The sequence below is a fragment of the Frankia sp. BMG5.60 genome (genome assembly GCF_059428125.1).
Window position 1 is genome coordinate 7,726,028 of the sequence record NZ_CM182091.1, and the last position, 21,812, is coordinate 7,747,839.

The following is a 21,812-nucleotide window of genomic DNA, read 5'->3' on the forward strand; positions in this document are numbered from 1 at the left end:
GTGGGTCGAAGCGGCACGTTCCGCACGCGGAACGATCGTCCCGGTGGGACACTGGCGTCGTGAATGCGCTCGGGACGGGCCCGCAGGGCCCGCCGTCGATGACCTCCGACGTCCAACGGGTCCTCGTCGTCGGCAGCGGCGGCGCCGGCAAGAGCACCCTCGCCCGCGAGCTCGCGCGGCAGGCGGGCTTGCCGGCGGTGCACCTCGACCGGCACTTCTGGCGGCCCGGCTGGGTCGCGACGCCGGTGGACGAGTGGCGCGCGATTGTCGCCAGCCTCGTCGCGAAGCCCGCCTGGGTGATGGACGGCAACTACAGCGGCACGCTGGACCTGCGCATCCCCTCCGCCGAGCTCATCGTCTTCCTCGACCTGCCGCGGCGGATCACCATCACCCGGGTCTTGCGCCGTTGGGCCCGGTGGCGTGGCCGCAACCGTCCCGACGCCGCCCCCGGGTGCCCGGAGAAGCTGGACCTGGCGTTCCTGCGCTGGCTGTGGAACTACCCGCGGGACAGCCGGGTCCGCCTGTTGCGGGCCCTCGACACGCACGGCGCCGCCGCTCGGGTGGTGCGGCTGTGCACCGCCCGGGAGGTGCGGCTGTGGCTCGGGGCGGTGGCTGCCCCAAGCCTGCCGATGGTGCGGTCGCTGTCCGCGGGCCCGCTCGGCACCTGATCCGCCGTCCGGCAGCGGCTGTCCTGCGGCAGGTGTCTTCCTGCGGCAGATGGCCGTGGCCGGCCGAGGCGTGCTCAGCGCGGTGGCGGCGCGCCGGCGTCGTCCACCAGCCGAAGGATCATCGCGTGGAAACTCCGGCCGCCCGGCCGGGGCCGGTCGGGGTCGGGCAGCCGGCGCAGCGCGGCCACGGCCGGCTCGACGATCGTCGCCCACTGCCGATCCGAGAGGTCCCACAGGGTCGACCACACCCGGCTCTCGATCTGCGCGCGGGCCTCGGCCGGGGTGAGCGTCTCGCGCTTCTCCCGGGCGAAGGAGAACTCCTCGACCAGCCGCAGCCCGCTGCGCTCCGCGGCCGGCAGCAGGAGCTCCGGCCGGTCCCGGCGGGGTCGTTCGGCTCGCAGCGCCTCGTCGAGGTCCCGCAGCACGGCGGTCACGTCGCCGCGCCCCTCGTGCGGCCCCGCGCCGACGACCGCGAGCCGACCACCGGGCCGCAGCACCCGGGCGACCTCGGCGAGGACCCGATCGGGATCCCCGACGAGATGCAGAACATGCACGGCGAGGCAGGCATCCACGGTCGCGGTGCGCAACGGCAGGGCCGCCGCATCCGCGCGGACGATCCGACCGGGCAGGCGCCCGCGGGCCTGTGCGAGCATGCGGGCCGACAGGTCGACGCCGAGCACCGACCGGCCCCGCCCGGCGAAGGCGTGCGAGATCAGCCCCGTGCCCACACCGATCTCGAGCAACCGCTGCCCGGGCAGGCGCGGGGCGACCGCCTCGGCGACGAGCCGGCCCCGCTCCTCACCGCCCCGGGTTGCGTCGTACCGGTCGGCGATGCGGTCGAAGCTCACGGAATCCGCCACCCGTCGAGGCTAGGCCTTCCGACGGACGGCCGGCGACGCCCGCAGGTCACGCCGGGGCGCAATGGCGTAGCGTGCTCGGTCGGGCCGTCGCCGACGCCGGCCGCGTGACGCGGTGCAGGGCGGCGCGCGGGGTCGCGACGGCGGATCCGACCGGACATCGTGAGGGCGAAAGGCCGACATGAGCGCAGTGATCATCGATGGTAAGGCCGTTGCCGCCCGGGTGCGGGCGGACGTGGCCCGCGACGTCGCCGAGTTCCGTGCGGCCACGGGTCGCCAGCCGGGTCTCGCGACGGTCCTGGTGGGCGACGACCCGGCGTCCGCGGTCTACATCGGCGGCAAGCGCCGGTCCTGCGTCGAGGCGGGCATGGCCGACCTGCACCAGCACCTGCCCGCCGACACCCCCCAGGACGAGATCGCCGCTTTGCTGGACTCCCTCGCCGCGGACCCCGCCGTGTCCGGGATCCTGCTGCAGCTTCCCGTCCCCGAGGGGCTCGACGGCGCGGCCCTGGTCGGCCGGATTCCGCCGGAGAAGGACGTCGACGGCCTGACGACGGCCAGCGTCGGCCTGCTCGCCCGCGGCCTGCCCGGCCTGCGGCCCTGCACCCCGTCGGGGATCATCGAGCTGCTCGACGCGTACGACGTGGAGCTCAGCGGTGCCCCCACCGTCGTCGTCGGCCGCTCCGAGCTGGTCGGCCGCCCGGTCGCCCAGCTCCTGGTCGGGCGCAACGCGACCGTCACGATCTGCCACTCCCGTACCCGGGACCTCGCCGCCGTCTGCCGTGGCGCGGACGTGCTGGTCGTCGCCGCCGGGAAGCAGTCGATCATTGGCCCGGACGCGGTGAAGCCCGGAGCGACCGTCATCGACGTCGGCATGCACCGCACCGAGCAGGGCCTGCGCGGCGACGTCGACTTCGACGCCGTGCGCGAGGTCGCCGGCCGGCTCACCCCGGTCCCCGGCGGCGTCGGGCCGATGACCATCGCCATGCTGCTGCGCAACACCCTGCTCGCCGCGCGGGCCGCCGCCGAGGTGGGCAGTCTCGTCTGAGCCGCCCCGGGATCTGCTGGGGACACTCTGATCCCGGTCCAGTTCCGCGGTCAGGCGAAAGCCCGCGACCCGCTCCGGCCGGTCCGGCGCAAAGGCGCCGGACCGGCCGGCCGACGCACCTTTCTATCGAACTATCCCGCCCGGTTGGTAACCCTGGTTCCGCCGCTCCGGGTCCTGGCGACCAGCACTCTGGTTCTGGCGCCACCAGTCCTGGCGCCACCCGCCCCTGGGGGTCTGGATTTGGCGGCCCTGGTTCTGGCGGCCCTGGTTCTGGCGCCACCTGGCCTGACGATCCCTGGCCTGACGATCCCAGCCCTGGCGAGACGTATCCTGACGAGCCCTCTCCGCACCCGCCCTGTCCTGGTTGTTCCGCTCCCAACCGTCCGTAGCGTGCCACTGGTTTACGGGCCGCGGCGGAACACGGTCGGCGGCCCAGGCGCCTGAAGCCAGCGGGCCCACCGTCACGCAGACCGCCGCCATGGCGGAAAGGCTGGCGACCGCTGCTTTCCCTTTCAGGGATCTTCCCATGATTCTCCCGTCATCGAGACTATCGATCGGCTACCTGCAGCGGGAAGGTTAGCCGTGCGTAGCTCCGACCGGACGGATTGTGGTCGGCGTGTTCGCGTCAACGCCGGCCGGAAAGATGGAGCGGCAGGTTCTCTGTGATTGCCCTGTGACTTCCCTAAGGCTCTCCTGTGATTCTTAGTAAACCCTGAATGAGGCGGCAGGAATGTACTGGGAGCAATAGGAAATCGGCGCAGGATCGGACCGATCCGGACCCACTGTCAGATCACCGCATTCTCGGGCCCGGTCAGGTTCTACGTGCGACATCGGCGCGCGCACCCCATCAGGCCGGGTGGCCGCCCATCCCCACCATCACCGGCTGCAGCACTGGATCCGGTCACCGATCGCGAAGATCGTGCGTGGCGTCGGCGATCTAGGGGTGGGGCGGGGCGGGATCGGGGCCGGGCGGGTCAGTTCCACAGGGCGGCGTGGCTGGAGCCGTCGGGCAGGAGCACGGAGCCCACGACCTGGCCGAGGTTGTTGATCGCCACCGGTTCGGCGGAGCCGCCGAGCTGCACGGTCCGGCCGTGGCGCCGGCGGAAGGATCCGGTGCTGGTCTCCACGACGATGTCACCACGGTCGTTGAGGGCGAGCGGTCGGGTGAAGGAGCCGCCGAAGGTTCCCAGATCGGTCCGGCGGCCCTGCTCCCAGAACAGGATGTGCCCGGCGTCGGTCACCGGATCGAACGTCGAGCCGACGATCTGGCCGGCGTTGTTGATGGCCAGTGCCTCGCTGAGGGTGGCGTCCTCGGGGCCCAGGTCGATGGCACGGTCCCGCTGCCACAGCATGGCGTGGGTGATCCCCGCCGGCGTCGTGGCCCAGCCGACGACGTCCCCGCGGTCGTTGATGTCGACAGCGCGACCGTTCGGGCCGGGCAGCGGCACCCAGCGGCCATGCACCCAGCGGGCGAAGTGGTCGTCGAGGTGGTCGTTGCGCTGCACCTCACCCAGGACCCACCCGTTGTCGCTCACCGCGATGACCGCGCTGGTGTAGCCCGCGGGAGCACCGAGATCGACGGTCCGGCCGTCGCGCCAGGTCATCGCGTGCGTCCCACCGGCGACCGGACCCGTCCCGACCACCTGGCCGCGCTCGTTCTGGTCGACCGGGGTGAATCCCGGGTCGACCACGGTCCCGTCGGGACGGATCACGAAGCCGGGCGAGGAGAAGCGCCCCGGAAGGTCACCGGCGATCTGCCCGGCGTTGTTGATCAGGAAGGGCGCTCGCGCGGTGTCGGGCAGGGCGGTGAAGACCCCCCGCGACCAGCGGAAGCCGTGGCTGTCGTACGGATGGCTGTAGCCGGAGCCGACGACGTCCCCGCGGTCGTTGATCGAGGTGGCACTGTTGTGGGCGATGCCCGGCAGGGCACCGAGGTCGACCGGCTGCACGGGCCCGGCGGGTGATGCCGCCACCGCCACCCCGGTCGACAGGACGGCACCGGTCACGGTCACCGCCGTCATCACCGCCGTCATCACCGTCGTTGCCGCCGCCACCCTCATCGCCCGCACCGCACCCATCGACGCCTCCCCAAAGGTGGCCGACCGTCGTCATGCCGTCGGACACTCTGAGAAGTCAGGCAATCACTCTTCGAGTCTCGGATAGGGGAGCGACGCGCCGACACGCGCGGTGTCGGAGCTGACGGGGCGGACGGGCCTCGTCGTGGGTCAGCCGCCGATGACCTTGCGATAGACGCGCGGGCCGTCGTAGTCGTTGACCGCGAAGTGCCAGGTGGCCAGGTTGTCCCAGATGACGAAGTCCCCGGGCTTCCAGCCGAAGCTGACGGAGTAGTTGGGCGAGGATGCATGCGCAAGCAGGAACGGCAGCAGGGCCTCACCCTCAGCCGCGCCGACGCCGGTCAGCCGCAGCGCCGACGAGCTGAGGAAGAGCCCCTTGCGACCGGTGTGACGGTGGGTGCGCACGACCGGGTGCTCGACGGTCTCGGTCAGCGGCGGCCGGTTGTAGCTCCCGTCGCCCGGGTCGGCGTTGTACACGGCGCTGACGGACTCCAGCAGGTGCTTGAACGGCTCGGACAGGCCGTCATAGGCCGCCTGCAGATCGGCCCACAGCGTGCGCCCGCCGATTTCCGGCACCACCTGGTAGGTGAGCGACTCGAGGTGGAACGGCGGGGTCCGCCACGTGCCGCCGATGTGCCACGTCGACGCGCTCCCGGCCTTTTCCAGGTTGAAGGTGTACACCAGCCGGTTGTCCTCGTGGCGGTACAGCCACCTGGGGTGGTCGAAGGGCTCGTCGAAGATCCGTACCGCCTGCACGTGCGCGTCGGGCGAGAGGTCCTGGTCGCGGAACACGAGGACCTTGTGCTGCCAGAATGCCTCGCGCAGGGCTTCGGCGGTGGCGTCGTCGACGCCACCGGCCAGATCGACACCGACGACCTCGGCGCCGAGGACGGGGCTGGCCGGGCGGATGTCGTATGGCGCGGTGCGGGTAGCGGTCACGGTGACTCCCTCACAATCGCATGTGACGCTGCCGCCTCGCGGGCCTTTCTGGAGCGCGTTTTAAAGGGGGCGCGGCGGGCGGTCGGTGCGCCGATCGGGCAGGAAATGCCACCCGGCGTACCTCCCGCGTACGAGCCGTCATGGCACAGTCGGACATTAGCCCTGGCGTCCGAAAACCGCAATCCTCGCCGGCTCCGCGGACATTTCTCTGCCATGAATGTGTAACACTTTCGCGGTAGAGGTCACGCCATCCCGCCGCCGTCGGGCGAGCGCGAGTTCGCGGACGGCGGCACCCTCGGCACCCTCGGCACCCCGGCACTTCGGCACTTCGGCACTTCGCCGATCGTCAGATCAGGCGGGAGTTGTCGGCTTGGTCGTAGGGCCGGATCTCGGACAGGCGGCGGTCGCGCAGCTTGGTCGTCCAGGCGGGTTCGGAGAGCAGGGCGCGGCCGAGGCCGACGAGGTCGAACTCGCCGCGGTCGAACAGCTCCAGCAGCGGGGCGAGGCTCAGCGTCGCTGCCGCACCCTCGTCGTCGCCGCGGAAGGCCGTCGGCACGCCGATCGAGCCGATTGCGATGGTGGGCAGGCCGGTGAGGTTCCTGGCCCAGCCGGCCAGGGTGCGCGGGGAGCCGTCGAACGCCGGCAGCCAGTAGCGGCGGGTGGAGGCGTGCAGCACGGTGACGCCGGCGTCCACGAGCGGGGTGAGCAGCGCCTCGAGCTCATCGGGGGTCTCGGCGATCCGGGCGTCGTAGTCGCCGCCCTTCCACTGGGAGAACCGGTAGATCACCGGGAGGTCGGGCCCCACCTCGCCACGGACCGCGGCGACGACCTCGGCCCCGAGCCGGGCCCGGTTGGCCAGGCTTCCGCCATAGCCGTCGGCGCGCCGGTTGGTCTCCAGCCAGAAGAACTGGTCGAGCAGGTAGCCGTGCGCCCCGTGCAGCTCGACGCCGTCGAACCCGGCTCGGCGCGCGTCGGCCGCGGCGCGCGCGAAGGAGGCGACCACCTCGTCGATCTCCCTGGTGCTGGCCTCGTCGCCGACCACCGTTCCGTCGCCCCGCCGGCCCGACGGGGAGAACACCGCCGCCTCCGGGTGCGGCGGAGCACCCGCCGCCCGGCCGGCGCCGAGATGCCAGAGCTGCGGCACGATCCGCCCGCCCACCGCGTGCACGGCGTCGACGACCCGGCGCCAGCCGGCGAGCGGCTCCTCGCCGTAGAACCGGGGAACCCGGTCGCTGGCCCCGGCCGACGGGTGATCCACGTAGGTGCCCTCGGTCACGATCAGGCCGACGTGCGCCGCCCGCCGCGCGTAGTAGCCGGCCACGTCCTCGCCCGGGACGCCGTCAGGGGAGAACTGGCGGGTCATCGGCGCCATCACGAAGCGGTTGGCAAGCTCGACGCCGGACAGGGAGAACGGCGTGAACAGCGGCGCCGCGTCCGTGCCGTCCAGCAGGCGCTCGCTGCTCAGCGGGGACGCAGCCACCACGACACCCGAAGTCGCCGCAACACCCGAAGATGCAGCACCATTCAGAGACGCCGCACCGCTCGAAGACGCCGTATCGCTCGAAGACACAGTCATGTCGCGTTCAATCCCGGCGCCGCCGCGGATGTTCCGGCGCAGCCGCTCACGCCGGGCCGTCCGTGAGCGGGCGCCGTCGGTCGGGCCGGGGACAGGACGCGCCGCCCGCGCCGTCACCTGGTCCTGTGCGCGCATGCGGGAGCGTCGAGGGCCTGATTCCGCGCGCCGATCAGGCCCTCGTGGGTGCCCTAGTAGTGCCCGAACAGGTGCAAGGCCCGTGTACAGCACCCCGCTGCGCGCCGCTCAGCGCCGGCGCGACGTCGAACGGCAGCGGGTACGCCATGACGCGCGGACGACGGCGTCGAGGACCAGCGCCGGCCCCGAGGTCCCTACGGCGGACTCGCTCTCGTGCCACGTCGTGGACCCGGGCACCGCGAGTCGGCGCACCCGGGTTCAGCTACGAGAGGGAGAATATTTCGCACGGCGATGTCGAGAACCGGTGGCTGGTTCCGTCCCCGCAGTGAACGCGACCAGAATGGGTCGCGCCAGCACCGAGGAGAACCACGATGGCCAGGTACCTGCTGCTCAAGCACTACCGCGGCGCTCCGGCGGCGGTCAACGACGTGCCGATGGACCGGTGGACGCCGGCGGAGATCTCGGCCCACATGCAGTACATGAACGACTTCGCGGCCCGGCTCGAGGGGACCGGCGAGTTCGTCGACAGTCAGGCGCTCGCCCCCGAGGGGACGTTCGTCCGGTACGACGGCGAGGGTCGCCCACCGGTCACCGACGGCCCGTTCGCGGAGACCAAGGACCTCATCGCAGGCTGGATGGTGATCGACGTCGACAGCCACGAGCGCGCCGTCGAGCTGGCCGGGGAGCTGTCGGCCGCCCCCGGGGCGGGCGGGAAGCCGATCCACGAGTGGCTCGAGGTGCGCCCGTTCCTGGCCGCGTCACCCACCATCACGCACTGACCTCCGCGGTGAACGGCCCTCCGCGGTGAACGGACCGCTGTGGTGAAGGGACCGCTGTGGTGAACGGACGTCTGTGGTGACCGGACCGCTGCGGGTGGACGAGGTTCTGCTCCGGAGCCTCACGCCGGGCGTGCTGGGGATCCTCGTCCGCCGCGGAGCGGACTTCGTGGCGGCCGAGGACGCCGTGCAGGACGCGCTGGTCGAGGCGGTCCGGGTCTGGCCGGCCGACCCGCCGCGGGACCCCAAGGGCTGGCTGGTCACTGTGGCCTGGCGCCGGTTCCTCGACGCGACCCGCGCGGATGCCGCCCGCCGCCGGCGGGAGGACCTCGTCGACGAGGAGCCGGCGCCCGGGCCCGCGTCCGCGGTGGACGACACGCTCCAGCTCTACTTCCTGTGCGCCCACCCGTCGCTGACGCCGTCGTCCGCGGTCGCGCTCACGCTGCGCGCCGTCGGGGGGTTGACCACCCGCCAGATCGCCCGGGCGTACCTGGTGCCCGAGGCGACCATGGCGCAGCGCATCAGCCGGGCCAAGCGCACCGTGTCCGGTGTGCGGTTCGACCGGCCTGGTGACGTCGCCACCGTGCTGCGAGTCCTCTACCTGGTCTTCAACGAGGGCTATTCCGGTGACGTCGACCTCGCCGTCGAGGCCATCCGGCTCACCCGGCAGCTCGCCGCCGCGATCGACCACCCGGAGGTGGCGGGGCTGGAAGCCCTCATGCTGCTCCACCACGCCCGGCGCGCGGCCCGGACCGCGCCCGACGGCAGTCTGGTGCCGCTCGCGGAGCAGGATCGCGGCCGGTGGGACACCGGGGCGATCGCCGAGGGCGTCGAGATCCTGCAGGCGGCCCTCGCCCGTGGCCGGCTGGGCGAGTTCCAGGCCCAGGCGGCCATCGCGGCACTGCACGCCGACGCGCCCACCGCCGAGGAGACCGACTGGGTGCAGATCGTCGAGTGGTACGACGAGCTCGCGCACCTGACGGACAGCCCGGTCGTCCGGCTCAACCGCGCGGTGGCCGTCGGTGAGGCCGACGGACCGCGCGCCGGCCTGGCGGCGCTCGCGGCGCTGGACGAGTCGCTGCCCCGCCACACCGCGGTGGCGGCTTACCTCCACGAGCGCGACGGCGACCTGGCGACGGCGGCGCGGCTGTACGCCGAGGCGGCCCACAAGGCCCCCAACCTCGCCGAGCGCGACCACCTGACCCGCCAGGCCGCCCGGCTCAACGCCACCCGGCGCGGCTGACGGGCCGCGCTCGGCCCCGGCGCGGGGCCCCCGACACCCGGCGCGGGTCCCCACCCGGAGGACTGGGCCCGGCCGTCACCCGGCCGGTCGGCGTTGCGGCAGCGCCGGGATGCCGGCCGGCGGCCGGGCCGAGGGCCGGCGGCGCAGGGTGGCGCGGACGAGGAGGCCGCCGGCGAGTGCCCAGAAGAGGGCGCCGATGCCGGCGAGGGTGATGCCGCTGGCCGCGACGACGAAGGCGACGATCGCGGCCTGGCGTGCCGGCACCTGCCCGCCCGCCGACTCCCGTCGTCCGGTCAACAAGATCTACCGTGCTGTGCGGGCACGTTCTGGCGATACTGATCAACAAAAGCGCGGTGCCTCAAGCATCCTCAATACGTACGGTTACCGGAGTCGCCAACATTTCGACCCGTTGTCACCCATGGTTCAGATTCGGCCTATAGAATTGATTTGCGTCGCCTGGTGTCGTCGCAACGAGCCAGATCTGGTCCAGAAGTCAACCGGAATTTTTGGGTATGTTTGCAGCAGGCGGCCGACGTTGGATTGTACGGATCCGCTCCGGCGACGGAGAATCAGCTTACCGCACCGCGGTACATCGTCACCTGAAGTAGAGAAGGCCGGCACCTCTGGACGGACTTCCAGGAGCTGGTGGGACAAGAATTGCTGCTCGGAGGCGAGTGCGGCGACGGGAAGCCGGCGCCGCAGCCGAACCGAACCGGAATACCCCGAGCCAGCGGGGCGGACACCGTCTGGTGGCAAGTCTCATCCCGGACCGACCATGATCCCTGCCGGGTGTCCGTCCATCGCGGGGCCGACTCCTGACCAGCTGCTGCAAGGTGAGATAATCATGGAGATCAAGCACATCAGGTCATTTCTCGCGGTGGCTGAGGAACTGCACTTCAGCCGTGCCGCAAGACGCGTTCACGTCACGCAGCCGACTCTCAGTCAACATATCCAGATCCTGGAGCGCGATCTTGCGGTACAGCTCGTCAACCGCACCTCCAGGAAGGTTGAGCTGACGCCAAGCGGCGAAGCATTCCTGATGAAGGCCCGCAACGCCATGGCTGAATTCGAGCAGGCTCGCGAGAACGCGCTGCTGGCCGCTGTCGGGCGTATCGGGTCCATCAAGATCGGCTACAGTGTCGTCGCCAGTCGGACGGTATTGCCGGGTGCGGTGAGCGCTTTCCAGGGTGAATCGCCGCGGGTCCACGTCCACCTGCAGCAGCTACGGACGGGCCCGCAACTGGCCGCCCTCGCGGCCGGCGAGATCGATATGGCGATCATGTCCGGCAAGCCGTCCGCGTCCGACCTGTCGGCCCGTTTGCTGCACCCGATCCAGGTCCAGGTGGTCGTCGGTCCGTCCGACCGGTTCGCGGGTCGCAGCGCGGTTCGTTTCCGTGACCTTGCGGACCGTCCCTGCATCCTGTTCGAACGCGCGCAGAGCCCGATGATGTACGACGCCATCGCGAACGGTGCGCTGCAGGCGGGCGTGGAACTGAATGTCGCGGACGTCGTTTCTGACCCCTGGCATGCCAATGCGCTGGTGGCCGCCCGCGCGATGGTCGGCTTCACCACGGGCGTGGAGCGCGAACGCCGCCAGGCGGGTCTGCACGTGAGCCGTCCGATGGCGTACATTCCGCTGGTCGATCCGACTCCCCGGCTGGACCTGCACGCCACGTGGCGGAAATCCAACGAGTCACCTCTGCTCGTCCGATTCATCAATGCCCTCCACGCAGCCGCGACCGTCATGACGAAGCCCGGCGGGGCCGCTGTAGCGGCCCCGCCGGGAAGCTGAGTGGCACTCCGTCTCACCAGGCCGGCGCACCCGCCGCACGCAGCTCGATGGACATCTGATCGACGCGGTAGATACGCATCCCCGGCTTCCAGACATTCCCCTCAGCTGAGACACGCACCCGGCCCGGCCGGCGTTCGACCCCGGTGATGTGGACCTCGAAGGTCATCGGAGTGTCGGACCGGAGAAACTGTCCGCGGTATTTCCATCGTAGCGCGGAGCCGACCGGGACGACGAACTCGACACCATCGAGACCCTGATCGAGACCGGCGTCCAGTGACCATTCCTGGACTGCCTGGATCAGCGTTTCGACCCCGAACGATCCGGGGATCACCGGGTCGAGGCGGAAATGCTGCTCGAAATACCAGGCCGTCGGATCGACGGGCTGTACCCAGTGCAGGTACCCCAGGCCGGCGCTCCCGCCCCCGTCAACGACGTCGAACTCCTCGAGGAGCGCCAGTCGGCCCACCGAGCAGGCCGTCCGTCCCGAGCCGGCCCGGCGCCTGGACACGTCGACGGTCCGGGTGGATGCGGTCTGGTTGAGGTCGAGCCAGGTCGGCGCCAGTCGTCCGCCGTCCAGGCCGATCTGGCTGTTCAGGGCTTCGTTGCTGAAGTACCCGAACAGCGACGTGCCCCGGTAGAAGGGCCCGTCGGCCAGCGAGCACTCGTAGGCGAACTCCTGCAGCAACGCGCCCGGTGTTATCGAGGTCGAGATGATCGAGCTTTCCTGGCTGATGGTCTGGTCTCGGAGCTCGACCTCCCGCAGGAGCGTCGCCTGGCCCTCCAGATTGCGCAGGCGCAGCGGTTCCGCATCCCCACCGAGCAGCGTGCCGCCCAGGTAGGGGCCGATGAACGCCGCCGCCTGCAGCGAGGACTCCATGTGGACGCAGTTGGGCATCCCGGCGTTCGCGCTGTCCCGGTAGTACCAGGCGTCGGCCGGCGAGTCGTACTCGGTCCGCCAACGGGATTCGGAACGGATGTCGCCCCGCCGACCGGTCAGGGACATGACGCGGTCGACCAGCAGCAGGTCGCCGCTGGGCAGCCGGACGGCCGCCACGTCCGAGAAGTCGGCGAACTCCGGGCCCATCGCGAGGGCCTGATCGCCGTCCGCGATGTGGGTGATGTTGAACTCGCTGAGCAGTGCCCGTTCACCCTGGCCGTTGAACCGCCCGAGAAACTCGGGCACGATCCCCCCGAGCCCTGGCCCCAGCGGCGCGCCTGGCCGGGGCCGGGCGTGAACGCCGAGCCCGCTGATCCGGCCGGTGATCGTGCCCCGCGGATCGTGGAACGTGACGTCGGCCGCCAGCCATGGCAGCGGGACCAGCTCGACCGCTGCCACCTCGACCCGCATCGTGTGGACGTCGGGATCTGCCGGCATAGACAGGACGGACACCGGCCACCCGTCGGGAACGGCATCGGCGGGGAGCCCACCGGCCAGCTCGCAGTCGGCGAAACACAGGTGAAGGCCGAGGTAGAGCGCCATGATCTCCACCGCCTGCTGGGCCGCGGTGAGGTGGCGCTGCGCAAGGCCCCCCGCCACTGCGACCCGCCGGCGGTGCGCCTCGAGGGCACCACGGCCCGCCGTCCCGCCTCGATGGTCGAGCTGGTCGACTGCCGTCAGCTCCAGCGACCGGCCCGCCCCGAGCGCCACCCGCCGGTTGAGACCGGGCTGGGCGTAGGCGGCTCCGAAGACGGGGGCGATCTCGCCGCGGGCGAGCGCCACCAGGTCCTGCTCGGCGAGGGCTGTCCGAGCCGAGCGTGCCAGCGGCTTGGGCGAGGATCGGAGGGAAGGCCATGGCCGAGACGCCGCGGGCGGGCCGGACTGTTCGACGAGTCGGTTGTCGCGGATCTCGTAGAAGCGCCAGGCTCCCACCTCCGGGCCCTGCGGCGCGGACAGCACCGGGGCGCCGACCGTGCCGGCCGCGGGACCCGGCCGCGACCCGGCACCGGGACGGCCGGTGCGGCCGGTGCGGCCGTTCGCCCACCGCCGCACCAGGACCATCTGCAGCGCCTGATGTGCGGCCAGAGCATGACCGTGCGCGTCCGACACGCTGCGGTGGAGGCGATCGGCGATCCCGTCCATCGCACGCACCTCGCCGTTCGGCCCGGGACGGGCCGTCGCCGTCGCCGTCGAACCGCCGGTCTGCCCCGCCGTCTCGAAATCGGCCGGGACGCTCGCGCCGTTGCCGTCCGTACCGCCTTCCCGCCCGGCGTGCCCATCCACACCGTTGTGCGAGAAGTCGGACCAGTCCAGCTCGTCGACCTCGACGACGAGGATCTCACCGTCGGCGGTGGGCCCGTGGCGAACGGGGTCAGGAGTCGACATGGCTTCCTCCTGCCGGCACGTCGGACAGCTTCCAGCTCCGCACGCCGGCCCTGAACTTCTCGTCCAGGCCGGGCGAGGTGACCAGGGCGATGCCGGTCAGCCGCTGCAGGAGGAGCCCGGATGCCGAGAACGCCTCGGCGTCCACGCGCATCCGGTTCAGGTCCTGCCCGACCTTCCGCGCCCGGATGGTGAATGCCTCCGCGAACGGAAGCGGTTCCCAGAGCTCGATGTGGTCGACCCCCAGCGGCAGCCAGCCGACCGTGCCGGATTCGGCGGCCAGCACCAGCGCCGCCTGCAACATCAGGTCGGTGGGCACGGCACGGTAGCGTTGCCCACCGTAGCCGGGCAGCTCGGCGTCCGGATGGGGCATCCGGCAGCGGACCACCAGTTCGTCGACGCCGCGGCGCAGGACCGACCTGATGCCCTGCAGCGCCGGGCCGTGGAACAGGACGCCGTCCTCGTAGAGACGTGTCCCGTCCTCCGGCGCGACCAGGCCGTTCCCGTCCACCACCGGGTGCTCGGCCCCCGGCGCGGCCCGCTGTCCGGTGGTGAGGGTGAGGGCCGCGCGATAGCGGGCGGCGCCGTGTCCCTGGTCCCGGGCCGGATGGCCGTCTCCGATCGCGGCGGCGACGATCACACCGTCACCGTCACCGTCCCCGTCCCCGGGCCGGGTCGTGAGCCGGACGTGGTGGGGACGTTCCCCGTCCGCATCGAACGTGATCCCCCGCAGCACCTCGAAGCCCTCGACCGAGGTGACCTGCCGGCCCGGCTGGGCCGCCTCGGCCACCGCGATCATCCAGCCGATCGCGTGGACCGCGGGCAGCACGATCGTGGCGTCGATCCGGTGCGCATCGAGGACGCCGTCGGTCGCCAGGTTTCCGATGTCGCGGCAGGCGATGTGGTCCGTGCCGCCCGGGACCGGCAGGCTGCCGTGCAACGGCATCGGCGGTGCGAGCAGGACGCTGCCGCCGTCCCGGTGCTCGATCATCTCGGCGACGAAGGCGTCGGCGGCGGCGTCGGCGTCGAGGAGCGGCACGCCCCGCGACTCGAACAGCGCCCGCAGGTCGGCGGTCACCATGCCGCCGTCCCATGCGCCCCAGGCGATCGCCACGGCGCGTGGGCGCGAACCGCCGGACGCTGGGACGGGCCAGCGGCTCAGTGCCTCGTTCGCGACGGCATAGTCGGACTGGCCGCTGTTACCGAAGACCCCGGCCACCGAGCAGAACAGCGCGACCTGCCGCAGCGGCCCGCCCGCGATCGTCCGGAGAATCCCGGCCATGCCGATCAGCTTGGGGCCGAACACGCGACGCAGGTCCTCGCCTTGCTTGCGGGTGAGCAGGCCGTCGGCCAGGGCGCCGGCGCCGTGCACGAGCACGGTGATCCGGTCCCGGTCGGCTTCCAGCGCCCGGGCGACCGCGTCCGGATCGCTGATGTCGACGTTGACGTAACGGGCCCGAGCCCCGGCGGCCTCCACCGCCTGAAGAGTCCTGGTGATCTCCCGTTGCGCCCGCACCTGGGCGACCGCGGCCGCCACGGCCCGCGGATGCGGCGGGGCGCCCTCGCCCGCGTGGGCGGCGATCATCTCGGGGGCCAGGTCCGCGTCGTCCACCCCGACGGACCAGACGGGCAAGGGCCGCGCGATGTCGGTCCGTCCGAGCAGGATGAACTCGGCCGGGACCGCCGCGGCCAGCGCGACGACACAGCGGGCGGTGATGCCTCGTCCGCCACCGGTGACAAGCACGACGTCGTCGGCACGCACAGTCGGGTCGGGCCCCCCGTCCCGGTCGGGCCCCCCGTCCCGGTCGGGCCCCCCGTCCCGGTCGGGTCGGCCGACGCTCACGGTGGGAACCGGAACGACCGTGCACCGGTTCCCCGCGGCGTCGAGCCCGACGACGGGGGTGGCGACGGCGGCATCGCACAGCTCCGCCAGCACGTGGCGACCGAGCCGTTGCGCCGGGAGGTCGGGATGGACGTCCAGGGCCCGGGCGAACAGCTCGGGCGTCTCGGTGGCGATCGTCCTGGTCAGGCCGGCCAGACCGCCGAGGATCCGGCTCGCCGCACCGGGGTCCTGGCCGGGGTCCTGGCCGGGGTCCTCGTCGGGGTTCGTCTCGGTGCTCTGCTCGCCCGTGCGCCCGTCGATCCGGGTCAGCGTGACAAAGGCGGCCCGGTCGCCAGCGACGAGGCCGCGCAGGCGCGTGGTCGCGTGCTTCGCCACAAGCACGGTGTCGGCGAGGTGGCGGACGTTGCGGCCGAGGTCGCTTGAAGCCTCCACGCACACCACGCAGGCGTCGAGCCGGGTCTGTGCCGCGAAGAAGTCGACCAGCCGCCGCTCCAGACCGGCATCGTCCCAGTCCGCACCGATCCAGCCCCCTGCCGGCTCGTCGCCGAGGACCAGCTCATCGACCGTCCAGCCCGCCGCGGCGAGGTGGTCCGCCAGAGCGCGGGCGTCGGCGGTGCCTGATCCCAGCCGGACGATCGCCGCCACCGGATCCTTCGAGAACGGGTCCGGCGCCTGGTCGACCGGAGGCAGCGGCACCGCCAGGAGCCGGTGGCGCGGGATGGTGGTGAGCGGGCCGATCGTGTTGCCGCTGCCCTCGCCGCCGGTGGGCGCCGGCCGGTCGGTCGTTGCCGGCCCGGTGGTGGTCAGGTGGCCCACGAGCTGGTCGATCGTGCGGAGCTCGGCCATCGTCTCCGGGCCCAGTGGGGGCAGCAGTGGGTACTGCTCGCGGAGCTGGCTGGCGATCTGTACCCGTTTGATCGAGTCCACTCCCAGATCCGCTTCCAGATCCATCCCTGGATCGATCATCTCGATGGTGTAGCCCGTCCGGTCGGCCACCATCGCCGCGACCGCCACCCGCAACGCCTCCCCGTCCGGACCGCTGCCCGCAGTGGTTCCGTGGTCCGTCGCCGGTGGCGTCCTCCCGCTGCCGGGCGGTGCGAGCTCGGAGTCGGTGACGAGCACGGCGCCGTTGGTTGGCGGTGCCGGCAGCACGATCGGCAGGTCCGACGCGGCGGCCGGCGGCGGTGGCAGCGCCGTACGCGCATCGGCACCCCGGTCGCCGCCCGCGGCGAGGTCGCCCGGGGCATCTTCCAGCTCGGGCAGGCCGGCGTGCGCCAGCCGGGCCAGGACGTTGTTCGCCGCCGAGTGTCCGCTGCTGATCGCCTCGCTGACCGCCGCGATGCTCCCGATCAGACCGGACCGTTCGCTGGCCTGCGGACCGCGCAGGACGGCCAGCAGCTCGTCGGCGACCTTCAGTTGACCGTCGAGGTACCGGGTATGCAGGTCGGTCTGGCGGTTCAGCACGTCGGTGAACCGCTCGAGGGGGTCGTCTCCCTCCCACCCGGCCGCCGGGACGTGACCGTTGCCGTGGGTCTCGGTGCGCCGCGGCGCCGCGACGTCGGGCCCTTCGGGCTCGTCGGGCTCGACGAGCGCCACGTCCTGCGTCACCGGAGCCGGCAGCGACGCCGACGAGGCCGCCTCGAGGCGGTACTCGGCCCCGATCGCGTCGGCGTAGGCCTGGCGGCGCGCCGGTGGCACGTATTCGGCGCCGGTCAAGGCGACCGTCCCGGCGGCCGAAGTCGCGACCGCGTCCCGGGCGCCGCCGGCGGCGGCGGGCGCCGCGGGCGGCACGCGCAGCGGGACACCGAGCACGAGCAACTGCCCGACAGCGCGGTGGAAGGCGACGTCGCTGTCACCGAGTGGCCCCGCGTCGACGGAGACGGTGAACACGTCCTCGGCGACCGTCCGCCGGGCAAGCTGGGTGAGCACCTGCTTGGGCCCGAACTCCACGAGGATGTTGCAGTCGGACTCCTCGGTGATGGCCCGCAGTCCGCCGACGAAGTCGACGGCGTTCAGGAGCTGGTTGACAAGCACCTCCCGGTTCGCCGCAATGTCCGGCCCGTAGGCGCAGCCAGCGGTGTTGGCGTGGACGGGACCGTCCGGGACGCGCAGGTCGACCTCGGCGACGCTCGCCCGGAACTCCTCGACCGCGTGGGCGACGAGCGAGGTGTGGAACGCGGCCGACACCGGCAGTCGCCGGGCCTTGATCCCAGCGTCCTGGCAGGCGGCGACGACCGCGTCGACCTGTGCCGTCGGACCGCCGACGACGACCTGGTCGGGCGTGTTGTAGTTGCAGATCGTGACCTCCGCCGCGGGCGCCAGGAGGGGATGAGCGTCGGCGGCCGAGCACTGCAACGCGGCCATCGCCCCGGCCTCGTCCCCCGCGCGGCGCGGGGCCATCGCCCGCCCGCGTGCGCAGGCCAGCCGGAAGAAGTCACCGTCGTCCAGCGCGCCGGCGGCCCAGAGCGCGGTGAGCTCGCCGAAGCTGTGCCCCAGGTAGGCGTCGCAGGTCAGACCCAGCTCGCGCAGCGCCCGGAACTGGCCGACCGCCAGGGCGCCGATCGTGGGCTGGGCGAACTCCGTCCGCCGCAGCGTCTCCTCAGCCTGGCCGGCGTCCTCCTCCCGGAAGCCGTGCGGCGGAAAGACAACCGGTCCCAGGCGCGTCCCGGCGTCCACGAAGGCGCTCTCGGCCTCGTCGAATGCCCGCCTGACCTCGGGATCGTTCAGGGCCAGCTCAAGCCCCATGTTGACGTACTGGCTGCCCTGGCCGGCGAACAACGCGCCCACCCGGGGCCGCGGCAGCGCGCGCGACCGGAAGTAGATCCCGGCCGGGGTGGACCAGACGACCGCGTCGGGTCGGGCCTCGATCAGGCCGGCCGCCTGCTCGCACAGCTCGGCCAGCCGGTCGTCGCCGGTGGTGATCAGGGCCAGGCGCGGAGCCTCGGCGGGGACCGGGCCCTCGGACGTCGCCGCCGTGCCCGCCCGGACCGCCCGGGCCAGTGCGGCGGCGTCCTCGGCATACCAGAGGTGGACCCGCGCGCGCCGGTGGAGGGCGACGGCCGGGGCCTCACCATGTTCCTGCAGTACGACATGGAAGTTCGTGCCGCCGAAGCCCATCGCGGACACGCCGGCCCGGCGCTGGGGCCGGTCGGGGTCGAGGATCCAGGGGCGGGCGGTGGTGTTGAGGTACAGCGGACCGTCGGCGAGCGCCTCGTTCGGGCTGTCGACGCCGATTGTCGGCGGCAGGACCTTGTGGTACAGCGCCAGTGCGGTCTTCATGAGGCTCGCCGCGCCGGCGGCTCCCTTGGTGTGCCCGATCTGCGATTTCACGCTGCCGATCGCGGCGTACCCGCGGTCGGTGGTGGACTCGTCGAGGACCGTGACGAGCGCGCCGATCTCGGTCCGGTCGCCCACCGCGGTGCCCGTCGCGTGCGCCTCGAACAGTTCCACCGACGAGATGGGGAAGCCGGCGTCCTGGTAGGCACGCCGCAGCGCGAGGTGCTGCCCCTCGGCCCGCGGCGCGTAGATGCTCTTGGCCCGCCCGTCGCTGGACGCACCGATCCCGCGGATCACCGCGTAGATCCGGTCGTGGTCGCGCTCGGCGTCGGCCAGGCGCTTGAGTGCCAGCAGACCGACGCCCTCGCCGAGGAGGGTGCCGTCGGCGGACTGGTCGAACGGCCGGACCCGGTCGGAGTGGGCCAGCGCGCCGGTCTTGCTGAAGCACATGTACGTGAAGATCGAGTTCTCGGTGTCGCAACCACCGGTGATCATCATGTCGGCGCGCCCGTCGACCAGCTCGTTGACCGCCATCCGCACGGCCGACAGGGACGCGGCGCAGGCGGCGTCGACCGTGCAGTTCATCCCGCCGAGGTTGAACCGGTTGGCTATCCGCCCGGCGGTGACGTTGGCCAGCAGCCCGGGGAAGCTGTTCTCCTCCCAGGGCGCGAACGCCTTGGTGAACCGGTCGGCGATCTCCTCGGCGTCGGCCTCGGTCAGCCCGCAGCTGCGCACGACCTCCCGCAGGACCGGGGCCGACAGCCGCATGGCCAACGGGTGCATCAGGCCGACGCAGCCGACGACCCCGAGGACGACACCGGTGCGGGCGGGGTCGTACCAGTGTGAGCCGACCGCACCCGCGTCCACGAGGAGGTCCCGGGCCACCAGCAGGCTCAACGTCTGGAGGCTGCTGGTGACGCCGAGCAGGTTCGGTGGCAGGCCGAACTCGATGGGGCTGAAGTCGATGTCGGGGAGGAACCCGCCGCGCTTGGCGTAGGCCTTGTCCGGCACGGCGGGGTCCGGGTCGTAGTAGTCCGCGACCCGCCAGCGGTCCGGGGGGACCTCGGACGAACAGTCGACGCCGTCAACGATGTTGCGCCAGTACTCGCCGCTGTTCCGGGCCTGTGGGAAAAGGCCGGCCATTCCCACGATGGCGATCGGAGTGTTCTCCAACCGTCGGTCGTCGAACGAGGAGGTCGAATCCATGATTTCCCTTTCTCATGGTTCCCGCACGCAGCCCGGCGCGCGGGCGGCGGATCAGCGGAGCGCGAGCGCCGGGGGCGATGGAGTCGAATTCGGTGCCGTCCCGGTCAGGACGACCCCGAGGCTGTCGGCGACGGCGTCGGCCAGCTCTCCGGCGAAGCGGAGGTGGCCCGCGCGGCTGGGATGGATACCGTCGTCGGACCAGAGGCCGTCGTCATCCCACCCCTTTCCCGCGCGAGCCAGGTCGAGACAGACCATGTCGAATTCCGCCGCGATGCCGCGCAGCGCGGCATTCGCGTCCTGGATCCGGGACCTGATCCCGGCCCGCACCGGGGCGGTCAGGGCCATGCGCCGCGTCAGGTCCGGATAGGTGGTGGTGAAGGCCAGTGACGCGTGACGGGTCATGGCGTCGAATATCGTCGTGAGATTGCGCCGGAACTCGGCCGGCCGGTATTCGCCGACGATGTCGTTGAAGCCGGCGATCATTCCGGTGAGCGGGGGGCGCGCGGAGCGGACCTCGTCGAGCTGCCGGTCCAGGACCGTAGCCGTGGTCGCCAGGTGCTCGCCGTGGTTGCGGCACTCGTCGTCGCGGAGGCCGAGAAGGCCCGCGAAGGTCGGTAGCCAGCCGCGGTAGCCGGCTCCCTGCGGGTCGGGGTCGCCGCGGCCCTCGACAAAGCTGTCGCCGATGACCACCAGTCGGACAGGCATAGCGGTCCCTCCGTGTACGCAGACGGCTACGAGTCAGACCTCGACGGTCGGCTGGAATCCGACCTCGCGGTACATGCGGGCAAGCCGCTCGGGGGCGAAGAACTCGTGACCGGGCATCGCACCGGCCAGCAGTCGGAAGAACTCCGTTCGGTAGCGCTGGTCGCGGCTGGACGCGTCAAAGGCGTCGTAGACGTCCTGAGGCAGGTCGAGCTCGGAGATTGTGCACGTGAAGTCGTAGGTCTCCGCGGATTCCTCGTCGCGATGCTGGCCGTATGCACGCAACGACCCGTCGAGAACCTCGTTACTCGCGGCCAGGCCGGACAACAGCGCGCTGGACAGCGCGCCGGCATGCCGGAACGCGTCGGCGATGCCGTTTCCCGTGTATGGATCCTTGTGGTACCCGGCGTCGCCGACCAGCGCCCATCCCGGTCCGCTGGCCTGCCGGTAGTAGTTGTCCGGATAGAGCATGGGCTGCAACGGCGCGACCCGCTCGGCCTGGCGGAGGTCGTCCCCGAGATCGGGGGTCACCTGGTCAACGACCTCCTGGAAGCTGGCCTCGGCGGTGGCGCGGAACTCCCGGAACCGGGAGCGCTTGCGCATGGTGGCGACCAGGTACAGCCCGTCGTTGGTCGGCCAGGCTCCCATCTGCTGCTCGTCGTGAGCGGTGCGGTGATGGAAGGAGGTCCAGGGCAGGCCGGCGAAGTAGCTGTAGTAGATGAAGCACGACGCCGGGACGTGCTTGTAGGTGGTGGCGCCGGCCAGTCGGGCGATCGTGGAGTTCGCGCCGTCCGCGCCCACGACGACCCGGGCGCGCTCCTCGCTGACCGCTCCGGAGGCCGACCGTCCCCGGAGGCCCACGACCCGGCCCTCGTCGTCGAAGACGAGCTCCTCGACCGTGTAACCCTGACGGACCTCCGCTCCGGCGCTCTGCGCCGCCTCGACGAGCGCGGCGTCCAGGACCGTCCGCCGCGGCGCGTACACCGCGTCGATGCCGTCGATCGGATCGGAGAATCCGCTGATGTTGACGTCCTTGAAGGACATGGTCATGTACTGGATGGGCGCGGCGTTGCCCACCGCGGCCGCCAGCACCCCCCAGTCACGCAGCAGCGCGATGCCGGTCTGCTGGATGAAGTGGGTCGACACCGTGTCACTCGGGAACGTCGCCCGATCCACCAACAGGACCCTTCTCCCGCTGCGGGCCAGCAGCATCGCGAGTGGCGATCCGGCGCAGCGGGCGCCGACGATGATCACGTCGTACATGGCGGGTTTCTTTCCTTCCGAGAGAGGGTGTCCGCTCGCGCTGCAGGCGGACGGGATCCACCGCACCGCACCGCACCGCGGCGCGGGCAGGCA

At 71.9% G+C, this 21,812-nt stretch carries 14 protein-coding genes; 5 read left to right on the plus strand and 9 right to left on the minus strand.

Annotated elements, in window-relative coordinates; translation table 11 throughout:
* Window positions 1-59: 59 nt before the first annotated feature.
* Window positions 60-668: a P-loop NTPase family protein gene (locus AC5R91_RS31625; RefSeq protein WP_495394939.1), complete on the plus strand. Its 609-nt coding sequence runs from the start codon at window positions 60-62 to the stop codon at window positions 666-668.
* A 74-nt stretch (window positions 669-742) separates the two neighbouring features.
* Here AC5R91_RS31625 and AC5R91_RS31630 read toward each other — a convergent pair whose 3' ends face one another.
* Window positions 743-1,516 carry a class I SAM-dependent methyltransferase gene (locus AC5R91_RS31630; RefSeq protein WP_495394940.1) on the minus strand — a complete coding sequence of 258 codons (774 nt, stop codon included), beginning with the start codon at window positions 1,514-1,516 and terminating at the stop codon, window positions 743-745.
* Window positions 1,517-1,706: 190 nt separating this feature from the next.
* Between AC5R91_RS31630 and folD the strand changes: the two genes are divergently transcribed.
* Window positions 1,707-2,573, plus strand: coding sequence for a bifunctional methylenetetrahydrofolate dehydrogenase/methenyltetrahydrofolate cyclohydrolase FolD (folD, locus tag AC5R91_RS31635; RefSeq protein ID WP_495394941.1), 867 nt, complete (start codon window positions 1,707-1,709; stop codon window positions 2,571-2,573).
* Between the two features lie 974 nt (window positions 2,574-3,547).
* Here folD and AC5R91_RS31640 read toward each other — a convergent pair.
* The 3 genes from AC5R91_RS31640 to AC5R91_RS31650 all read right to left on the minus strand — a co-directional run bounded on the left by AC5R91_RS31640 (window position 3,548) and on the right by AC5R91_RS31650 (window position 7,052).
* On the minus strand, window positions 3,548-4,651 hold the full coding sequence (locus tag AC5R91_RS31640; RefSeq protein WP_495394942.1) for a hypothetical protein: 1,104 nt from the start codon (window positions 4,649-4,651) through the stop codon (window positions 3,548-3,550).
* Between the two features lie 147 nt (window positions 4,652-4,798).
* Window positions 4,799-5,587: a TauD/TfdA dioxygenase family protein gene (locus AC5R91_RS31645; protein ID WP_495394943.1), complete on the minus strand. Its 789-nt coding sequence runs from the start codon at window positions 5,585-5,587 to the stop codon at window positions 4,799-4,801.
* A 346-nt stretch (window positions 5,588-5,933) separates the two neighbouring features.
* A complete protein-coding gene (locus tag AC5R91_RS31650) occupies window positions 5,934-7,052 on the minus strand; it encodes an NADH:flavin oxidoreductase (protein ID WP_495398103.1) in 1,119 nt (372 codons plus the stop codon).
* Window positions 7,053-7,669: 617 nt separating this feature from the next.
* Between AC5R91_RS31650 and AC5R91_RS31655 the strand changes: the two genes are divergently transcribed.
* Both AC5R91_RS31655 and AC5R91_RS31660 read left to right on the plus strand, forming a co-directional pair.
* On the plus strand, window positions 7,670-8,077 hold the full coding sequence (locus AC5R91_RS31655) for a YciI family protein (protein ID WP_495394944.1): 408 nt from the start codon (window positions 7,670-7,672) through the stop codon (window positions 8,075-8,077).
* 94 nt (window positions 8,078-8,171) lie between these two features.
* Window positions 8,172-9,317 carry an RNA polymerase sigma factor gene (locus AC5R91_RS31660; protein ID WP_495398105.1) on the plus strand — a complete coding sequence of 382 codons (1,146 nt, stop codon included), beginning with the start codon at window positions 8,172-8,174 and terminating at the stop codon, window positions 9,315-9,317.
* Between the two features lie 75 nt (window positions 9,318-9,392).
* Here the strand turns inward: AC5R91_RS31660 and AC5R91_RS31665 are convergent, their stop codons facing one another.
* Window positions 9,393-9,614: a hypothetical protein gene (locus tag AC5R91_RS31665; RefSeq protein WP_495394945.1), complete on the minus strand. Its 222-nt coding sequence runs from the start codon at window positions 9,612-9,614 to the stop codon at window positions 9,393-9,395.
* Window positions 9,615-10,161: 547 nt separating this feature from the next.
* Here AC5R91_RS31665 and AC5R91_RS31670 point away from each other — a divergent pair.
* Window positions 10,162-11,109, plus strand: coding sequence for a LysR family transcriptional regulator (locus tag AC5R91_RS31670; RefSeq protein ID WP_495394946.1), 948 nt, complete (start codon window positions 10,162-10,164; stop codon window positions 11,107-11,109).
* A 13-nt stretch (window positions 11,110-11,122) separates the two neighbouring features.
* Here AC5R91_RS31670 and AC5R91_RS31675 read toward each other — a convergent pair whose 3' ends face one another.
* The 4 genes from AC5R91_RS31675 to AC5R91_RS31690 are packed head-to-tail and all read right to left on the minus strand — an operon-like array spanning window position 11,123 to window position 21,719.
* A complete protein-coding gene (locus AC5R91_RS31675; protein ID WP_495394947.1) occupies window positions 11,123-13,432 on the minus strand; it encodes a hotdog family protein in 2,310 nt (769 codons plus the stop codon).
* Window positions 13,419-19,754 carry a beta-ketoacyl synthase N-terminal-like domain-containing protein gene (locus AC5R91_RS31680; protein ID WP_495394948.1) on the minus strand — a complete coding sequence of 2,112 codons (6,336 nt, stop codon included), beginning with the start codon at window positions 19,752-19,754 and terminating at the stop codon, window positions 13,419-13,421. The genes AC5R91_RS31675 and AC5R91_RS31680 overlap by 14 nt, the downstream gene beginning before the upstream one ends.
* Before the next feature lie 51 nt (window positions 19,755-19,805).
* Window positions 19,806-20,459, minus strand: a complete 654-nt coding sequence (locus tag AC5R91_RS31685; RefSeq protein WP_495394949.1) for a GDSL-type esterase/lipase family protein — start codon at window positions 20,457-20,459, stop codon at window positions 19,806-19,808.
* A 33-nt stretch (window positions 20,460-20,492) separates the two neighbouring features.
* Complete coding sequence (locus tag AC5R91_RS31690; protein ID WP_495394950.1) at window positions 20,493-21,719, minus strand: NAD(P)/FAD-dependent oxidoreductase; 1,227 nt, start codon at window positions 21,717-21,719, stop codon at window positions 20,493-20,495.
* Between the last annotated feature and the right edge of the window lie 93 nt (window positions 21,720-21,812).